Origin of the sequence: Rossellomorea orangium, assembly GCF_019334305.1 — a bacterium.
Lineage (GTDB): Bacteria > Bacillota > Bacilli > Bacillales > Bacillaceae_B > Rossellomorea.
The window spans coordinates 53,796-67,944 of sequence record NZ_JAHWGH010000005.1; the positions used below are offsets into that span (position 1 = coordinate 53,796).

A 14,149-nucleotide genomic window follows, 5' to 3' on the forward strand; every position below is an offset into this window, starting at 1 on the left:
TCATCATCACAAACCCTCCATTCGTTTCGTTGTTTATTCCATTAATAACCATACTATAGGAACTGAATTGTGTCAATATTATTTTTATTGATAATTTTCTATACACTATATGCTTTCCTACCGTATTCCTGAACCACTTTTCAACATTTATCCTTCATCATTCCACAGTGACTGCCGTTCCATAGGCAATGATTTCAGAAGCGTTCTGCATGACGGAGGACGTCTCGAGTCGCACGGCCACCACTGCGTTCGCTCCTAATTGAGAGGCTTCCACTTTCATTCGGTCAATTGCCTGCTTTCTTGCTTCCTCCATCAATTCGCTGTATTCACTGATTTCGCCGCCGATGATGGTCTTTAAGCCTGCAATGATGTCCTTTCCGATATGCTTTGCCTGCACGGTGCTTCCCCTGACGAATCCCTTTAGCTCCTTGATTTCCTTACCTGGTACATAATCCGTCGTTACGATGATCATGATTTCCTCTCCCCTTTTCTACTAAAAACTTTCTTAGCGAATATGAAATAAAAAATGATGGGCATCGGGCACTGAATCAGCCCCCAAATTCCCCAGAACCAATGGTGAGGTCCATTCTTGCGTGCATCGATGAATAAATAAATGCTTTGGGCCAACAGAATGGGAATGACGATGGGCAGGATATAAAGCTCTTCTCTTGTCATATCCTTTTCACCTTTTTTGTATAAGTCACACCAATGAACACCAACGCTCCTGCGAATATGAGACCCTGAAGGAGAAGAAATAGAAGCGGCATCTGAAATAAGGTAAGGGAGAATACAGTCAGCAGGCAGCAAGCGAGAAAAAGAAAGAGTATCATATCTCGTTTAAACCTTGCTTTTAGCTGTTCCTGCTGAACCTCGACCAATTGCTCAAACCATTGAAGAGAGGGGGTACTTTCGTCTACTCCACGATCAATGGAACGAAAACCCTCATCTATCAATTCCTTTAGTTCATCATGTTCATGTCTGTTTTTCATCTATTTTCAACTCCTTTCTCATCTTGGTAATCCCGTGATGAACCCTGGATTTTACGGTTCCAGGCGGCAGGTCCGTCATTTGGCCGATTTCATCATATGAGTATCCGTAATAATGTTTTAAAATGATAGGAAGCCTCACCTCTTCTGAAAGTCGTCCAAGCGCAGATAATACATCATTCCACTCTTCATTTCTGGATTCCATTTCCCACTTCAGCTTCCTTATTTTCATTTCTTCCCTTTGCCAATCCTTTTCTCTATTACTTTTGCGCTGAAGATCGATATACCGATTAGTGGCGATCGTAATCAACCAGGAGGAAAACTTTGATTTCCCGTTGTATTGATGGATTTTCTCCACACATTTAGCCATCGTGTCCTGAGCAATCTCCTCTGCCAGATCACGGTTCATGGTTACTTTGATCAAGTATTTCACTAGAAAGGGATAATGTTCTTTAAATAGAAGAGCAAAAGCTTCATGATTCCCTTTTTTCGCTTGCTTAATCCATTTCTTCTCTTCCATTATTTACTGTCCTTTCTATCCCCCGGCAGGTGAGTACATTGATAAGACGTACTTGAGGAAAAATCGTTCATAAAATAATTATATTTTTTTATTATTTTTTCATTCATACCTGAAATGGTAAGCAGAATAATTTCATAGTGCATAGATTACGACTGCAACGCTCTGTCAACCGAGTGTGTCCTAGAGGGTGAGGCGAACTGCTCCGCTTTCCGCGGACGTCCGGACGAGCCTCCTCAGCAAAATGCGCTTCCGGGGTCTCGTCTCGCCCGTTTTCCGCAGGAGTCTCCGCAGTTCCCCTCACCCTCTATAAAAGTTTGCCGTGACAGAGCTAAATATTGGTTGATAACAGTCGAGATTAATCTTTCAATCATGGAATGTAAATTAATAATTGCCACTATACCTAAAATAATCATAGCAGTTGAATCTCGCTACAATCACACCTACTCACTTCTTCAAAGACAGCAAAATTTTCAAAAAGAGCAAATAAAAAACCCCTACTGAATCATCTTGCCCAATTCAGCAGGGATGTTTCTTTAACTATTTAAAACGGCAGAATGTGGTTCTTCTTCCTTAACGTATTTAGGCAGGATGATGGTGTAGAATATGGCTACGATGAGTAAACAGCCTCCAACGAGCCAGTAGAGCATTTCAACCGTGATCACAGAAGGGAATGTCATGGCGATGACTCCAAGGGTGATTGATTGTGACAACATCATAAGGGGATTGATCCACCCCTGCACCCTCCCCATCATCTTGGGGTCAATGATACTCGGCATCCATCCCCCAATTGCAATGTTCACAAGTGGCAATCCCAGTGCCGCAATAAAAATGATCATCAGGAAAAGCCAGGTGGTCGGGGCAAACGATGCTGCGATGATAAAGGTACCCGATATCACGAGACCTGTCACGATCAATACATGAAACTTGAATTTCTGTGTAAGCATGGATGAGAAGATACTTCCGATCAGCACTCCTGCACCGAAGGCGATTCCTAATAGAATCGAATATTCTTCGTAGGAGCCTGGAGCCAATTTATATTTCAATATAAAGATGGGAATAACTGCAAATCCACCGTTCACAATTCCAAAAACGACAAAGCCTCCAATCAATGATAGGAGCAGCTTATGATTAAGAATATATTTCATCCCTTCCGTAAAGTCTTTACTGACAGATTGAATGTTCAAATCTTTCCAGGAATGCTTCCCATTTGGGAGCCTGACTTCTTCCGGAATGACACATTTCTTAATCAAGATGGCAGAGATCACAAAGGTAACGAAATCAACCGCGATGGCTCCGTAAATCCCTGTCGTCCAATAAACAAAGATGGCAACGGCATTTCCGAGCAGCATAAACAGACTCATCACCATTTGATTAAGTCCGGCAGCAGTAGAATAATCATCCTTTGAGAGGACCCCTTGAAGGATTCCCTGTTCTGCCGGGAAGAAAAATTTCTGTACACCACTTCTCAGGAAGAGAACTGTAAAGATAAGAGGAAGCCAGCCTATGAAGATGGCAACGAATAATAATAGTGTGAGAAAAGCACTGATCGTATCACAGTGATAGGCAATTTTTTGGCGATCCATTCTGTCAGCCAACACACCAACAAGGAAAAACACGACAAGAGTCGGAAGCGAATACATCATCTCCGTAACCGACGCATACATAGGCTGCTCTGAAAAGCGATCCAGCAGGTAAAACATAAACGCTGTCAAGCCAATAACACTTCCCATATGCGAAGTGAAATTAGCAAAAAATAATTTTAAAAATATCGGATTCTTAAAAATTTCAATCATTTTTTTCATAACATCCGTCCCCCATCAATAAGTAACTATCTTTATCATATAGAGATTTGCTTATGGGGAGGAGGGTCAATTGGTGGTTTTTTCCTCCGCCTCGGGTCGGATAAGGATTAGGCGCATCTGCGGAAATGGGAATGGTTTTTCGTTTCGGTGACATATTCGGGATTTCCCTGATAAATTAAAGATTTCACATGTGCCGCTCTAATAGTTCATTTATATTCAAAAAAAAAGCCGGAAGCGCAAGGCCCCGGGCTTTCCTTCTTTTCAATCACAGTTCAAATGTCCCTTTCACAAGAGCTTCCCCATTCTCCACCATCATTTTCCCCCTGGCGAATACCGTATTCACTTTAAGGGTATCTTCTTCCAATAGTATGAGATCAGCATCCCTCTCCACTTCCACATGACCTTTTTGTTTTAGTTTCAGGATTTTAGCAGGATTCGAGGTAATGACCCTGATCGCTGTTTCCAATGGGATTCCTTCCTTCAGAACGGCATCCTTCACTTCATCATAGAGGCTTGCAACCTGACCGATCTGCAGTCCGATCAATTCTCCATCAGCATCAAAGTTCGGCAGACTTGCTTGTCCATCGGAAGTGTAGGTGATTTGTTCCACCGGTACGCCCGCATCAAGCATGCGTTTAAGCGCCATACTGCATTTGACTTCACCGTCTTCCAGAAATTGAGGGATGGTACTCGTTGTAAAGTCTACATATCCACCTTTAAGGGCATATTGAATCCCCGCTTCAAAGAGATGTGCATTCCGGTTGATATGAGTCGGATAGAACTGCTTGATTGGAATATCCGTTGTCTCGACAATCTCTTCCAACAGGTTCAGGTGATCATAACTATCCCCGACATGGACATTGACAATTCCGGCTTTCCCCGACAACATCCCACCGATCCTTGCCGCTGAAGCAATTTTCGCTAACTCGTTTACCGTCGGCTGGGATGAGCGGTGATCGGCAATCGCCACCTCACCCACACCAATGATTCTATCCACTAAGATGATATCATCTTCAATCTTTCCGGTAAGTGTTTTCAAAGGTACCTGGTATGAACCAGTTTGCACATAACAGGTAATCCCTTCTTCTTCAAGCCCCTTCGCTTTGGCTATGAGGCTTGCCATCGTCCTCGTCGTCCCGTCGGTGCCGATGACACCGACAAGAGTGGTGATTCCCGATAGAGTGGCCTGAGTCAATTGGATTTCAGGAGTTCTTGTACGGAAGCTTCCTTCTCCCCCACCGCCCATAATATGAACATGCGAGTCGATGAATCCGGGTACAACATATTTCCCAGTTGCATCCACCACTTTAATATCCACAAATGGACCCGGAAGCTCAATCTTATCTTCAATGAACCCTATTTTATCACCTACCAGAAGGATATCCTTTTTTCCTAGATATGCTGGAGCATAAACTTCCCCGTTTTGTATAAGTGTTAGCATGATGTTTGTTCGCTCCTTTCACTATGTCTTCATAATCGAGCCTGGCCCGAAGTATGGCTAATTAAAATCCAATGAGCGTTGCCGTAATCACAAAGATGGATGATAGGACGAATAGAATAAGCATGAATTTAAAGATGAATTTAGCCCACACTCCCCAGTCGACCCGTGCTGCTCCCAATGTACCCATAAGGGCGGCGGATGTTGGAACCAGGATATTCGTTAATCCATCCCCCAATTGGAAAGCCAGTACCGATACTTGGCGGGTGACGCCCGCAATATCGGAAAGCGGGGCCATCAATGGCATCGTGAGTGCTGCTTGACCAGAACCGGAAACCACGAAGAAGTTGAAGATAGATTGGAATAAATACATACACCATGCAGAGATGGCTTCCGGGAAATCACCTACTACTTGCCCTGCACCATATAATACCGTGTTCAATACAGATGGGGCGTCCGGCGCGTCTCCACCAAGGATGATGACGATCCCCTTTGCCATCCCCACCACCAATGCTGCAGGCAGAAGATCTTTCGCACCGTCGATGAAGCCGTTCGCTACATCATCCCAACTCATTCCATTTAATTTAAACAGAACCCCGATAATCCCTGCAACTAAGCCTATTGTGAAGAATTGGCTTGCAATTTCAGGAATGTAGTATGCGTGCTCCACTACTCCCCAAATGATCCAGGCAATCCCCACTACTACTGTAAGGATGACAAGTGAGTGTCCCCATGTAAATTTCGCATTTAAATGTTCCACTTTACCTTCTTTCCGGAAGTACTCATCCGTTGTGTAGGAAAGGCTTCGTTTAGGATCCTTCTTGATCGTATTGGCATATCTCCAAGTATAAACGATTCCGACAAGAGTGAAGACTATCCACATTACAATCCGGAAGCCGGCTCCTGATAGAACCGGAACACCGGAAACCCCTTGAGCGATCGCTACCCCGAATGGATTCATCCACGATGTGGCAAATCCGATCTGAGTTGCAACATACGTGATCATGATACCCGTAATAGCATCATATCCTATGGCAATCATAATTGGAACGAGGATCATGGCAAAGGCGATGGCCTCTTCCCCCATACCAAAAACAGCTCCACCCAATGAAAATAAGAAGAACATGATCGGAATGATGAGGGACTCCTTCCCCTTGGTCCGATCGATTACTTTGAGGATCCCTTCTTCGATCGCTCTTGTTTTCATGATGATTCCAAAGGCTCCCCCGATAATGAGGATAAAGGCCACCACCCCAACGGCTGATCCCCATTTATCCCCTGATACAAGGCCTTCAAATACATAATTCAGGAAACCTATCCCTCCACCAGGTTCAAATAGGCTTGTTCCTTCCCTGATCAGATTTCCATCCTCATCTTTTAAATAACTAAACGAATCCGGATTCAAGACTGTTTTTGTTTGTTCTTCCCCATCCTGCATATACGTGATCTCTTCTGTTGCAAATTGCCCCTTAGGTATGACATACGTTAAAATGGCAGCAGCAAGTACGACGAAAAACACAATGATAAAAGTATGCGGCACCTTCCAAGCTTTTTGTTCTCTCTCCATTTCTTATCCCCCCGTTTGATAGATTAATATCCTTCATTTTCTTACATGCAAGTTCCGTGCCAACCCTCTATTATCTGAAAATACAAACTTTAATTCCGCTAATGGTTGAAATAGGTTAGAATATAGTTAACCAAAAACCTTTTATTAACCATAAGGAGGATTCAAATGAAACGTGAATTAATTCTATTAGCCGGCACAAAGGAAACAGAGAGAGCCCTGAAGGAGCAGTTACAGTCCGTTTTTGGTGAACTGATCCATATTACCAGTTATGCCTGTGATGAGGGGATTCCCACTTTTTTCACAAATAAGCTGATTGTATATTCTTCAGCGCTGATCGAGCCTGAAGTACAGGAATATATCGATTTCGATTCCTGTACCATTATGAAAGCCCGACGCACGGTGAACTACGAATACATAGATCGTATATTTGAATTGCCTCCGGGAAAGAAGATCCTTTATGTGAATGACTTCATCGAGACTGCCCAAGAAGCCGTCGCCACGTTAAAACGACTTGGGATTGATCATGTTGACTATATTCCTTACTCCCCTTCAGGAGTATATCCCAGACACATCGACATTGCCATTTCACCTGGAGAGATGTTGAGCATCCCCCCTACCATACCCGAAAAAATAGATATCGGCGTAAGATTGATTGATTTGAATACCATCATGAAAATTATCTATCACTTTCAGTTATCGGAACGATTGACCTTCGATATTACTGACCGATACACCCGAAAGATCATTGAACTCAGTCAAAAACTCGGAGCCATCAATAGACGGGCGAAAACCTTGAATAAATTCCTGAACAAAGTGGTTGATGGAGTCAACGACGGAATCCTGGCCTTTCAGGAAGATGGTGAAATCACTGTTTTCAATGAAGTCCTCGAGAGGATGGTGGGAATAACGGCCACCCATGCAATCGGGAAAAAGTTGAACAGGGTCTTTAAGAATATCGAGTTGAATCACTTCCTGACTTCCCGCCAGGATGAGGATCAAGAATATTTCACACTCAGACAACAGAATGTGATGGTCTATCGCTTCCGCTTGGAGGCTGAAGGTGTCATTGTGGCGACATTCAAAGATATGGAAGAAACCATAGAAATGGAGAAAGTACGTAAACGCGAACTTCAAAAGAGGGGATACATCGCCAAATATACGTTTGATAGTATATTAGGAAATAGCAGACTCATCAATGAGACGAAATTGATTGCGGGGAAACTTGCCCAAAGTGAACTTCCCGTTTTGATCTATGGTGAAACTGGAACAGGGAAAGAATTGTTCTCTGGTGCCATACATAATAGTTCCTCCCGCAAGAACAGCCCTTACCTTGCCGTGAACTGCAGTGCATTACCGGAAGATTTGTTAGAAAGTGAACTATTCGGTTATGAGGATGGTGCCTTTACCGGAGCTAAAAAAGGGGGAAAAAAGGGCTTGTTCGAACAAGCCGACGGCGGCACTCTGTTCCTCGATGAAATTGGGGATATCAGTTTAAAGTTGCAGGCCAGGTTGTTGAGGGTCCTTCAGGAAATGGAAATCAGGAGAATTGGAGGAAACAAGAATATCCCGGTAGATGTAAGGATCATCGCAGCCACCAACAAAGACCTTCAATCCCTAATTACAGAAGGAACATTCCGGGAAGATCTATACCACCGCTTGAAAGTCTTATCACTGCAGCTGCCAAGCCTGAGGGAAAGAAGCGGGGATATTCCCATCCTCATCGAAAATTTTCTCCGCACGGAACAAAGCAAGATCACAACAATCGACAGTGCCGTATTGGAAGCCATGCAGAACGCCCGGTGGAGTGGAAATGTCAGGGAACTTAAAAATACGCTCCTTTATATGATGACTGTCGCGGAACACAACCGATTAACGATAAATGAATTACCGAGAAATGATGATAATTTCCAAGACAACGGGGAAACTAGAAATGCCCACATTCATCCGGAAATAACCATGTCAAAATCCGAGGAGTATGTCAGTATCCTATCAGTATTATTGAGCTTCTACAATGAGGGGACAAGGGCAAGCAGAGAGAAGATTCATTCATCCCTGGAAGATAGCCCGACACCTCTATCCGTTCAACAGATCAGAACAAGATTGAACGAACTAAAAGATTTAGGATACGTCATTATCCAAAGAGGAAGGACAGGAACTGAAATTACGCCGGCAGGAATACAGTGGTTAAACAATCAGAAAGAGAATGTTTTAACCATTAGATAACGGGGTATCTTAATTTTAACCGGTTATAACTAGTAAATATTCTTCACGATACAATAAGTCGAGGTGATTTTTCATGGTACGTACAATCTTAATGGTCATTGGTGCAATTGTTGTTATTGGCTGGATTATCAGCATGCTTTAAGAGGTCAAACACTATTCATGCTATTATTTGAGTTATATTATTGAAAATAGAAAGAGCAGAGTGGATCTTCCCCCACTCTGCTCTTTCTATTTTCATTCCGGGAAATCCTTTTCCCTTTTATGTTAATTCTTTCAGAAATAACTGAAAAAGATTAACTTTTCTCCAAACGGGTAAACAACTTATATTCCAATACAGAGGTGATTGACATGTATAGACATATTCTATTAGCTTATGATGAAACAGACGGCAGCAAAAAAGCATTAGATGAAGTAACAAAATTAATGAAAAGTTCTATAGACTCAAAACTAACGGTACTCCATATTTCAGACGAGAAAACAGCAAACGAACCGCGTGACAATTACACACCGACTCACGCTATAGCCGACACGTCACCAGGCTTCGATCATCAATATATGGGGAATCTATCCGTTTCTCCGGATAACAAAGTGCGAGAAACAGAAGAAGAACATCATGAAATCAAGACACCATCATCTACCCATCCTTTTTTAGTCAATGCCCGCGAGAAGCTTTCTCCCCATGGAGTAGATGCTAATTATATTCACCTGTCAGGCTCTGAAGCGAAACGCATATGCGAATATGCGAAAGAAATACAGGCAGATCTGGTTGTCATTGGCAACAGCGGAAAATCCGGCATAAAAAAATGGGTACTCGGAAGCGTCAGCGAAAAAGTCGCCCATGACTGCGAATCAAGCGTACTGGTTGTAAAATAAGATAAAATAGAGGGACGGACCTTTAAAGGTCCGTCCCTCTATTTTGCTTATTCCCCTGTTAATTCATCAAATCGTTTATGGCTGCTTTCTTCATCGAAGCTGCTATAGATCCGATAATCCTCAGCGTCCAGTATGCGATAATGCTTACTGAAAAGATTTTGTTGCAGGATGTAATCATCGGTTTTTTTCAAATCTTTCCACCAAATTTTTCCACCAAGGGTTTTTTCTTTTCGATAATCAATCCCTTCCCGGGCAATGATTTCAATGACTTCAAGGGGTTCCCCCCCCAAACTAACCGTTAAGGTTTCACTATCTTTAAACAACGCACAGATAGCTACGGCAGCTGTCCAGCTCGCCATGACTCTTCCCTTCTCAATCTGCACCAGGGTCTTTTTCGATAGCCCTATGACTGTCGCCATCTTATCCTGGGTATAGCCCGCTTCGGTTCGTATCAGCCTTAACTTTTCAGAGATGATTAATATGATTTCTTCTTTTGTCATGGTTTCACACCTTATTTGTTTATAGTGTAATATTACACCTAAAGCACCACTGTTTTCAATCTTATTGGAATATTTATTGTCAAACCCATTGATTTTTGTATCGATTCCATCGATTTATTATACTTTTAGATAGGCTGGAACGGGTAAAAAACGCTTCAGTCCTATTAACAAACACAATTTAAACCTAATGGACATTTGATCATAAGCCACATCTCATACGAGGAGGAATCAAAATGGATAAATCAATCATCGTTTTGTTTAGGGAAGATCTGAGGATCCATGATAACCCCGCACTCTATTCGGCTTGCCAGGAAGGCAACGTGATCCCTCTTTATATTTGGGATGAGGAAACTTCCCATTCCACCAGCGGCGAGGCAAAGAAATGGTGGCTGCATCGCAATATCGATTCTTTTCAGAGCACAATCCGTTCAATTGGCGGCCGACTCTTTCTTGATGCAGGAAAAATCGAAGAAATCCTTCCGAAATGGGTGGAGAAAACAAATGCCCAAGCAGTATATTGGAATCGCGCGTATGAGCCTAAAGTATATGAACGGGACCTGAAATTGGCACATTCATTGTCCTCTCAAGGTATAGAGGTCAAAACGTACGAAGGATCCCTTCTTTTACCACCGTGGAAAATTAAAAAGGATGACGACAGTCCTTATAAAGTATACTCGGCTTTCTACAGGTCAATCAGGAAAGAACACATCCCGGAGCCATTTCCTTCCCCTGAACACCTGGAGATTCCAACATTCAAGAAGGAAGGGATGTCCCTTGAGGATTTAGGTCTTTTACCATCCATCCCCTGGTATCACGTCATGGAAAGCATATGGGAACCGGGCGAAGAAGCAGCATTTACAAGATTAAACTCATTTCTGGAGAGTAGCCTGCATGACTATTCAGAAGGAAGAGATTTTCCCAGTGTAGGACATCATTCCACCCTGTCTCCATATTTAGCCCTCGGGGTGATATCTGTCAGGAAGATTTTCCATACATTGATTGAAATGAAAAACAAACCTGTGGAACCTTTTATCAAGCAACTTATATGGAGAGAATTCTCATATACAGTACTCCTTCACCATCCCGAGTCCACCACTCGGCCACTCAATGAAAAATTCGGAAAGTTTGAGTGGCAACCAAATGAAGATGAATGGGAGAAGTGGACAAAAGGTCAAACCGGCTATCCGATTGTGGATGCCGGAATGAGGGAATTGTGGGCAACCGGATTCATGCACAATCGGGTTCGGATGATTGTCTCTTCCTTCCTCACAAAGCATTTGCTCATTCCATGGCAAAGAGGAGCGGAATGGTTCCTCAATACCCTTATCGATGCAGACCTGGCAAATAATTCGATGGGATGGCAATGGGTAGCGGGTTCAGGGCTCGATTCAGCCCCTTACTTCCGCATCTTCAATCCCACACTGCAGAGTAAAAAATTTGATGAAGACGGCACCTACATCCGAATGTGGGTGCCTGAACTAAATAACCTTCCCAACAAATATATTCACAAGCCATCGGACACACCCGCTGATGTATTGGAACAGTCCGATATCACGCTGGGAAAGGATTATCCTTGTCCGATCGTCGATCACAAAGCAGCGCGCGAAAGGGCTTTGGAGCGGTACGAAGAGATAAAATAAATAGACTACGCATGACAAAAGGACCCAATAGCGATTATTGGGTCCTTTCCGTTACAGCCTTAATCTTTCAGGCGTAATTTAACCGTATCGAATTCTTCCTGCACTTCTTTTGAAGGCGGGTTGCCAACTAAGCTGAAGATGAATATTGCAATGGTAGCAAAGATGAATCCTGGAAGAAGTTCGTACACATCGAATAGTCCTCCAGACAACTGCTTCCATACAATAACTGTTACTGCACCTGTAATCATACCTGCAAGGGCACCGTTACGAGTCATTCGCTTCCAGAATAAGCTTAGGATGACAACCGGTCCAAAGGCTGCACCAAATCCTGCCCAAGCATAACTGACAAGTTCCAATACCTTACTATCACGATCATAGCCAAGGAAGATTGCGAGGATTGCGATGACCACTACAGAAATTCGACCAACCAAGACTTCTTCCTTTTGGCTTGCTTCTTTCCTGAATATCGCTTTATAGAAATCCTGAGCCAGGGCACTGGAAGAAACAAGTAGCTGAGAATCCACTGTGCTCATGATCGCTGACAGAATCGCCGCCAGTAAGAAACCGGCTACCCAAGGATTAAATAATACTTGGGAGAACATGATGAATACCGTTTCTGAATTTTCTAACGGTGAATCGGCGAAATACGCAATACCTGAGAATCCGATGAAGATTGCCCCAAACAAGGAAACAATCATCCATACCATACCAATCAGGCGGGCTTTCGGAATTTCTTTCGTAGATTTAATTCCCATAAATCGAACAATGATATGAGGCTGTCCGAAATAACCCAAGCCCCATGCGAGAAGCGATACGACCGATACAAATGTCGCTCCTGTGTAAACATTCAAGTAAGATGGATCAATGCTTGATACGGCACTTACCGTCGCATCCCATCCGCCGATCTCAGAGATGGCTACTATTGGAATAATGATCAATGCCAAGAACATCAGGATACCCTGAATGAAATCTGTCCAGCTGGCCGCAAGGAATCCACCAAAGAACGTATATGAAAGGATAACACCTGCTCCAACCCATAAAGCTAACCGATAATCCATATTGAATGATTCTTCAAGTAAGATTGCTCCACCGACTAAACTTGATGAAGTATAGAACGTAAAGAAGATCAGGATGATGATAGCAGAGAACACTCGAAGAATTTTGCTTGAATCGTGGAAACGATTCTCAAAGAAATCCGGTACTGTAATGGAATCATTGGCAACTTCCGTATATACACGGAATGGTTTTGCAACAAATTGCCAGTTCAGGTACGCACCTACCGAAAGACCGATTGCCAACCAGATTGACCCCATACCACTTGCATAAATGGCACCAGGCAACCCAAGCATCAACCAACCGCTCATGTCGGATGATCCCGCACTGAGGGCGGCTACACCGGCAGTTAATCGTCTTCCTCCTAAAACATAGTCGGATAAGTTACTGGTTAACTTCGCTGCCATGTAACCAATAACACCCATTCCAATTAAATATATGATGATCGATGTTAACGTCTGAATATTAATATCCATAATCTACTCCTTTGTTTGTTCTGTGAAAAAAGTGATGATTGATAAAATGATCAATGTCGGCATTGGAATTAATAGCCATAACCAGGTTCCCATTGTTAATCCTTCACCCAATTTCAAACCCCTCCTTCTTATGCAATTAAGTGTATTTTTTATACACTTTCTTTTTAAATGTTATTTTCCCGGCTGTTGTAGACACAAGATTTATCATACCATAATACAGATTTTTTTAAAGTCATACGCCTTACAACAAGAGAAAGTCATGAATAAAAATACAGTAATATTCGATATTTTTGTTTTATATCAGCTATTCCTCTATATTTATTCACAAAAAATTATTTAAATTTATTCAAAAAACAGTACTTTTTTCACACTTCTGTCAAAATAACGTACCCAGCAGATACGCTTTATTCATAGTTTTTTCATAATCAAATTTTTTATCCCTGTCCATTGTGTCAAAAAAGATCTCTACTTCTTTATCAATGACCCCCATCCTTTCTGAAATTCCCGATATTAATTGGTGTCGCAACGCTTCATTATGACCATTTGAGAGAAACTCCTCTTTTGTTTCACCTGCAAGCCCCACCCAAAGAACCTTCTGATGACTGATTTGAGTAAAAGCCGGATATGTAAAGACTCGATCAATATACCCTTTCATGATGGCAGGCAAACCATACCACCATATCGGAAATACGAAGATCAGGGCATCATATCGCTTTAATTTCTTTCTCTCCTTATCGACAATATATGAAGGCTTCCCTTTCAGGGGGGTATCCCATTCTTCTTCGCCTTTGTCATCTAACACCGGATGGAATTCCTCCCTGTATAAATCCAGTATCGATGTTTTATATTCTTTCTCGTGAAGGCCTTTCTGAATATGCTTTGTGATGGAAAATGTAAGGGAGTTCGTTCGGGGATGGGCAACAATCATAAGTACTTTCAAGAATACCAACTCCTTAAATGAACTTTCGTGATTACTGTGTTTAACTCTCTGTTCAGGATAACATACTGAATTTCCTATCAAGTCGGCTTCCTTGTAATTTGCCAAATCAGAGCAGGCAACATACAGGAAAA

The 14,149-nt window shown here is 42.5% G+C and carries 13 protein-coding genes; 3 read left to right on the forward strand and 10 right to left on the reverse strand.

Annotated features, from left to right (window positions below):
* Positions 1 to 157: 157 nt before the first annotated feature.
* The 7 genes from KYJ26_RS02145 to yfcC all read right to left on the reverse strand — a co-directional run bounded on the left by KYJ26_RS02145 (position 158) and on the right by yfcC (position 6,313).
* A complete protein-coding gene (locus KYJ26_RS02145; protein ID WP_219165705.1) occupies positions 158 to 472 on the reverse strand; it encodes a YbjQ family protein in 315 nt (104 codons plus the stop codon).
* Entirely contained in the window at positions 469 to 675 is a 207-nt protein-coding gene (locus KYJ26_RS02150) for a sigmaY antisigma factor component (protein WP_219165706.1), read from the reverse strand. The genes KYJ26_RS02145 and KYJ26_RS02150 overlap by 4 nt, the downstream gene beginning before the upstream one ends.
* Entirely contained in the window at positions 672 to 989 is a 318-nt protein-coding gene (locus KYJ26_RS02155; protein ID WP_219165707.1) for a DUF5345 family protein, read from the reverse strand. The genes KYJ26_RS02150 and KYJ26_RS02155 overlap by 4 nt, the downstream gene beginning before the upstream one ends.
* Positions 973 to 1,506, reverse strand: a complete 534-nt coding sequence (gene sigY / locus KYJ26_RS02160) for an RNA polymerase sigma factor SigY (protein ID WP_219165708.1) — start codon at positions 1,504 to 1,506, stop codon at positions 973 to 975. Before sigY ends, KYJ26_RS02155 begins: the two co-directional genes overlap by 17 nt.
* A 533-nt stretch (positions 1,507 to 2,039) precedes the next feature.
* Positions 2,040 to 3,308, reverse strand: a complete 1,269-nt coding sequence (locus KYJ26_RS02165) for an MFS transporter (protein ID WP_219165709.1) — start codon at positions 3,306 to 3,308, stop codon at positions 2,040 to 2,042.
* Between the two features lie 265 nt (positions 3,309 to 3,573).
* Positions 3,574 to 4,749 (reverse strand): beta-aspartyl-peptidase, encoded by a 1,176-nt coding sequence (gene iadA / locus KYJ26_RS02170; RefSeq protein WP_219165710.1) that lies wholly within the window; start codon positions 4,747 to 4,749, stop codon positions 3,574 to 3,576.
* Positions 4,750 to 4,810: 61 nt separating this feature from the next.
* On the reverse strand, positions 4,811 to 6,313 hold the full coding sequence (gene yfcC, locus KYJ26_RS02175; protein ID WP_219165711.1) for a putative basic amino acid antiporter YfcC: 1,503 nt from the start codon (positions 6,311 to 6,313) through the stop codon (positions 4,811 to 4,813).
* A gap of 165 nt (positions 6,314 to 6,478) precedes the next feature.
* On the opposite strand from yfcC, the gene KYJ26_RS02180 reads away from it, so the two are divergent.
* The gene (locus KYJ26_RS02180; protein ID WP_219165712.1) at positions 6,479 to 8,536 is read left to right on the forward strand and encodes a sigma-54 interaction domain-containing protein; all 2,058 of its coding nucleotides are present in this window, start codon (positions 6,479 to 6,481) and stop codon (positions 8,534 to 8,536) included.
* A 348-nt stretch (positions 8,537 to 8,884) separates the two neighbouring features.
* Positions 8,885 to 9,409 (forward strand): universal stress protein, encoded by a 525-nt coding sequence (locus KYJ26_RS02185; protein WP_219165713.1) that lies wholly within the window; start codon positions 8,885 to 8,887, stop codon positions 9,407 to 9,409.
* 47 nt (positions 9,410 to 9,456) lie between these two features.
* Here the strand turns inward: KYJ26_RS02185 and KYJ26_RS02190 are convergent, their stop codons facing one another.
* A complete protein-coding gene (locus KYJ26_RS02190; RefSeq protein ID WP_219165714.1) occupies positions 9,457 to 9,909 on the reverse strand; it encodes a helix-turn-helix transcriptional regulator in 453 nt (150 codons plus the stop codon).
* Positions 9,910 to 10,142: 233 nt separating this feature from the next.
* On the opposite strand from KYJ26_RS02190, the gene KYJ26_RS02195 reads away from it, so the two are divergent.
* The gene (locus KYJ26_RS02195; RefSeq protein ID WP_219165715.1) at positions 10,143 to 11,549 is read left to right on the forward strand and encodes a cryptochrome/photolyase family protein; all 1,407 of its coding nucleotides are present in this window, start codon (positions 10,143 to 10,145) and stop codon (positions 11,547 to 11,549) included.
* Between the two features lie 59 nt (positions 11,550 to 11,608).
* Here the strand turns inward: KYJ26_RS02195 and putP are convergent, their stop codons facing one another.
* Together putP and KYJ26_RS02205 are read right to left on the reverse strand one after the other, a co-directional pair.
* Positions 11,609 to 13,078 (reverse strand): sodium/proline symporter PutP, encoded by a 1,470-nt coding sequence (putP, locus tag KYJ26_RS02200; RefSeq protein WP_257474851.1) that lies wholly within the window; start codon positions 13,076 to 13,078, stop codon positions 11,609 to 11,611.
* A 376-nt stretch (positions 13,079 to 13,454) separates the two neighbouring features.
* A complete protein-coding gene (locus KYJ26_RS02205; RefSeq protein WP_219165716.1) occupies positions 13,455 to 14,018 on the reverse strand; it encodes an NAD(P)H oxidoreductase in 564 nt (187 codons plus the stop codon).
* Between the last annotated feature and the right edge of the window lie 131 nt (positions 14,019 to 14,149).

What these genes read in the sequence shown, in the direction of transcription:
- KYJ26_RS02145 (WP_219165705.1), bottom strand. Translation starts at nt 472, where the DNA reads ATGATCATCGTAACGACGGATTATGTACCAGGTAAGGAAATCAAGGAG.
- KYJ26_RS02155 (WP_219165707.1), bottom strand. Translation starts at nt 989, where the DNA reads ATGAAAAACAGACATGAACATGATGAACTAAAGGAATTGATAGATGAG.
- sigY (WP_219165708.1), bottom strand. Translation starts at nt 1,506, where the DNA reads ATGGAAGAGAAGAAATGGATTAAGCAAGCGAAAAAAGGGAATCATGAA.
- KYJ26_RS02185 (WP_219165713.1), top strand. Translation starts at nt 8,885, where the DNA reads ATGTATAGACATATTCTATTAGCTTATGATGAAACAGACGGCAGCAAA.
- KYJ26_RS02180 (WP_219165712.1), top strand. Translation starts at nt 6,479, where the DNA reads ATGAAACGTGAATTAATTCTATTAGCCGGCACAAAGGAAACAGAGAGA.
- KYJ26_RS02195 (WP_219165715.1), top strand. Translation starts at nt 10,143, where the DNA reads ATGGATAAATCAATCATCGTTTTGTTTAGGGAAGATCTGAGGATCCAT.
- putP (WP_257474851.1), bottom strand. Translation starts at nt 13,078, where the DNA reads ATGGATATTAATATTCAGACGTTAACATCGATCATCATATATTTAATT.
- KYJ26_RS02165 (WP_219165709.1), bottom strand. Translation starts at nt 3,308, where the DNA reads ATGAAAAAAATGATTGAAATTTTTAAGAATCCGATATTTTTAAAATTA.
- iadA (WP_219165710.1), bottom strand. Translation starts at nt 4,749, where the DNA reads ATGCTAACACTTATACAAAACGGGGAAGTTTATGCTCCAGCATATCTA.
- yfcC (WP_219165711.1), bottom strand. Translation starts at nt 6,313, where the DNA reads ATGGAGAGAGAACAAAAAGCTTGGAAGGTGCCGCATACTTTTATCATT.
- KYJ26_RS02190 (WP_219165714.1), bottom strand. Translation starts at nt 9,909, where the DNA reads ATGACAAAAGAAGAAATCATATTAATCATCTCTGAAAAGTTAAGGCTG.
- KYJ26_RS02150 (WP_219165706.1), bottom strand. Translation starts at nt 675, where the DNA reads ATGACAAGAGAAGAGCTTTATATCCTGCCCATCGTCATTCCCATTCTG.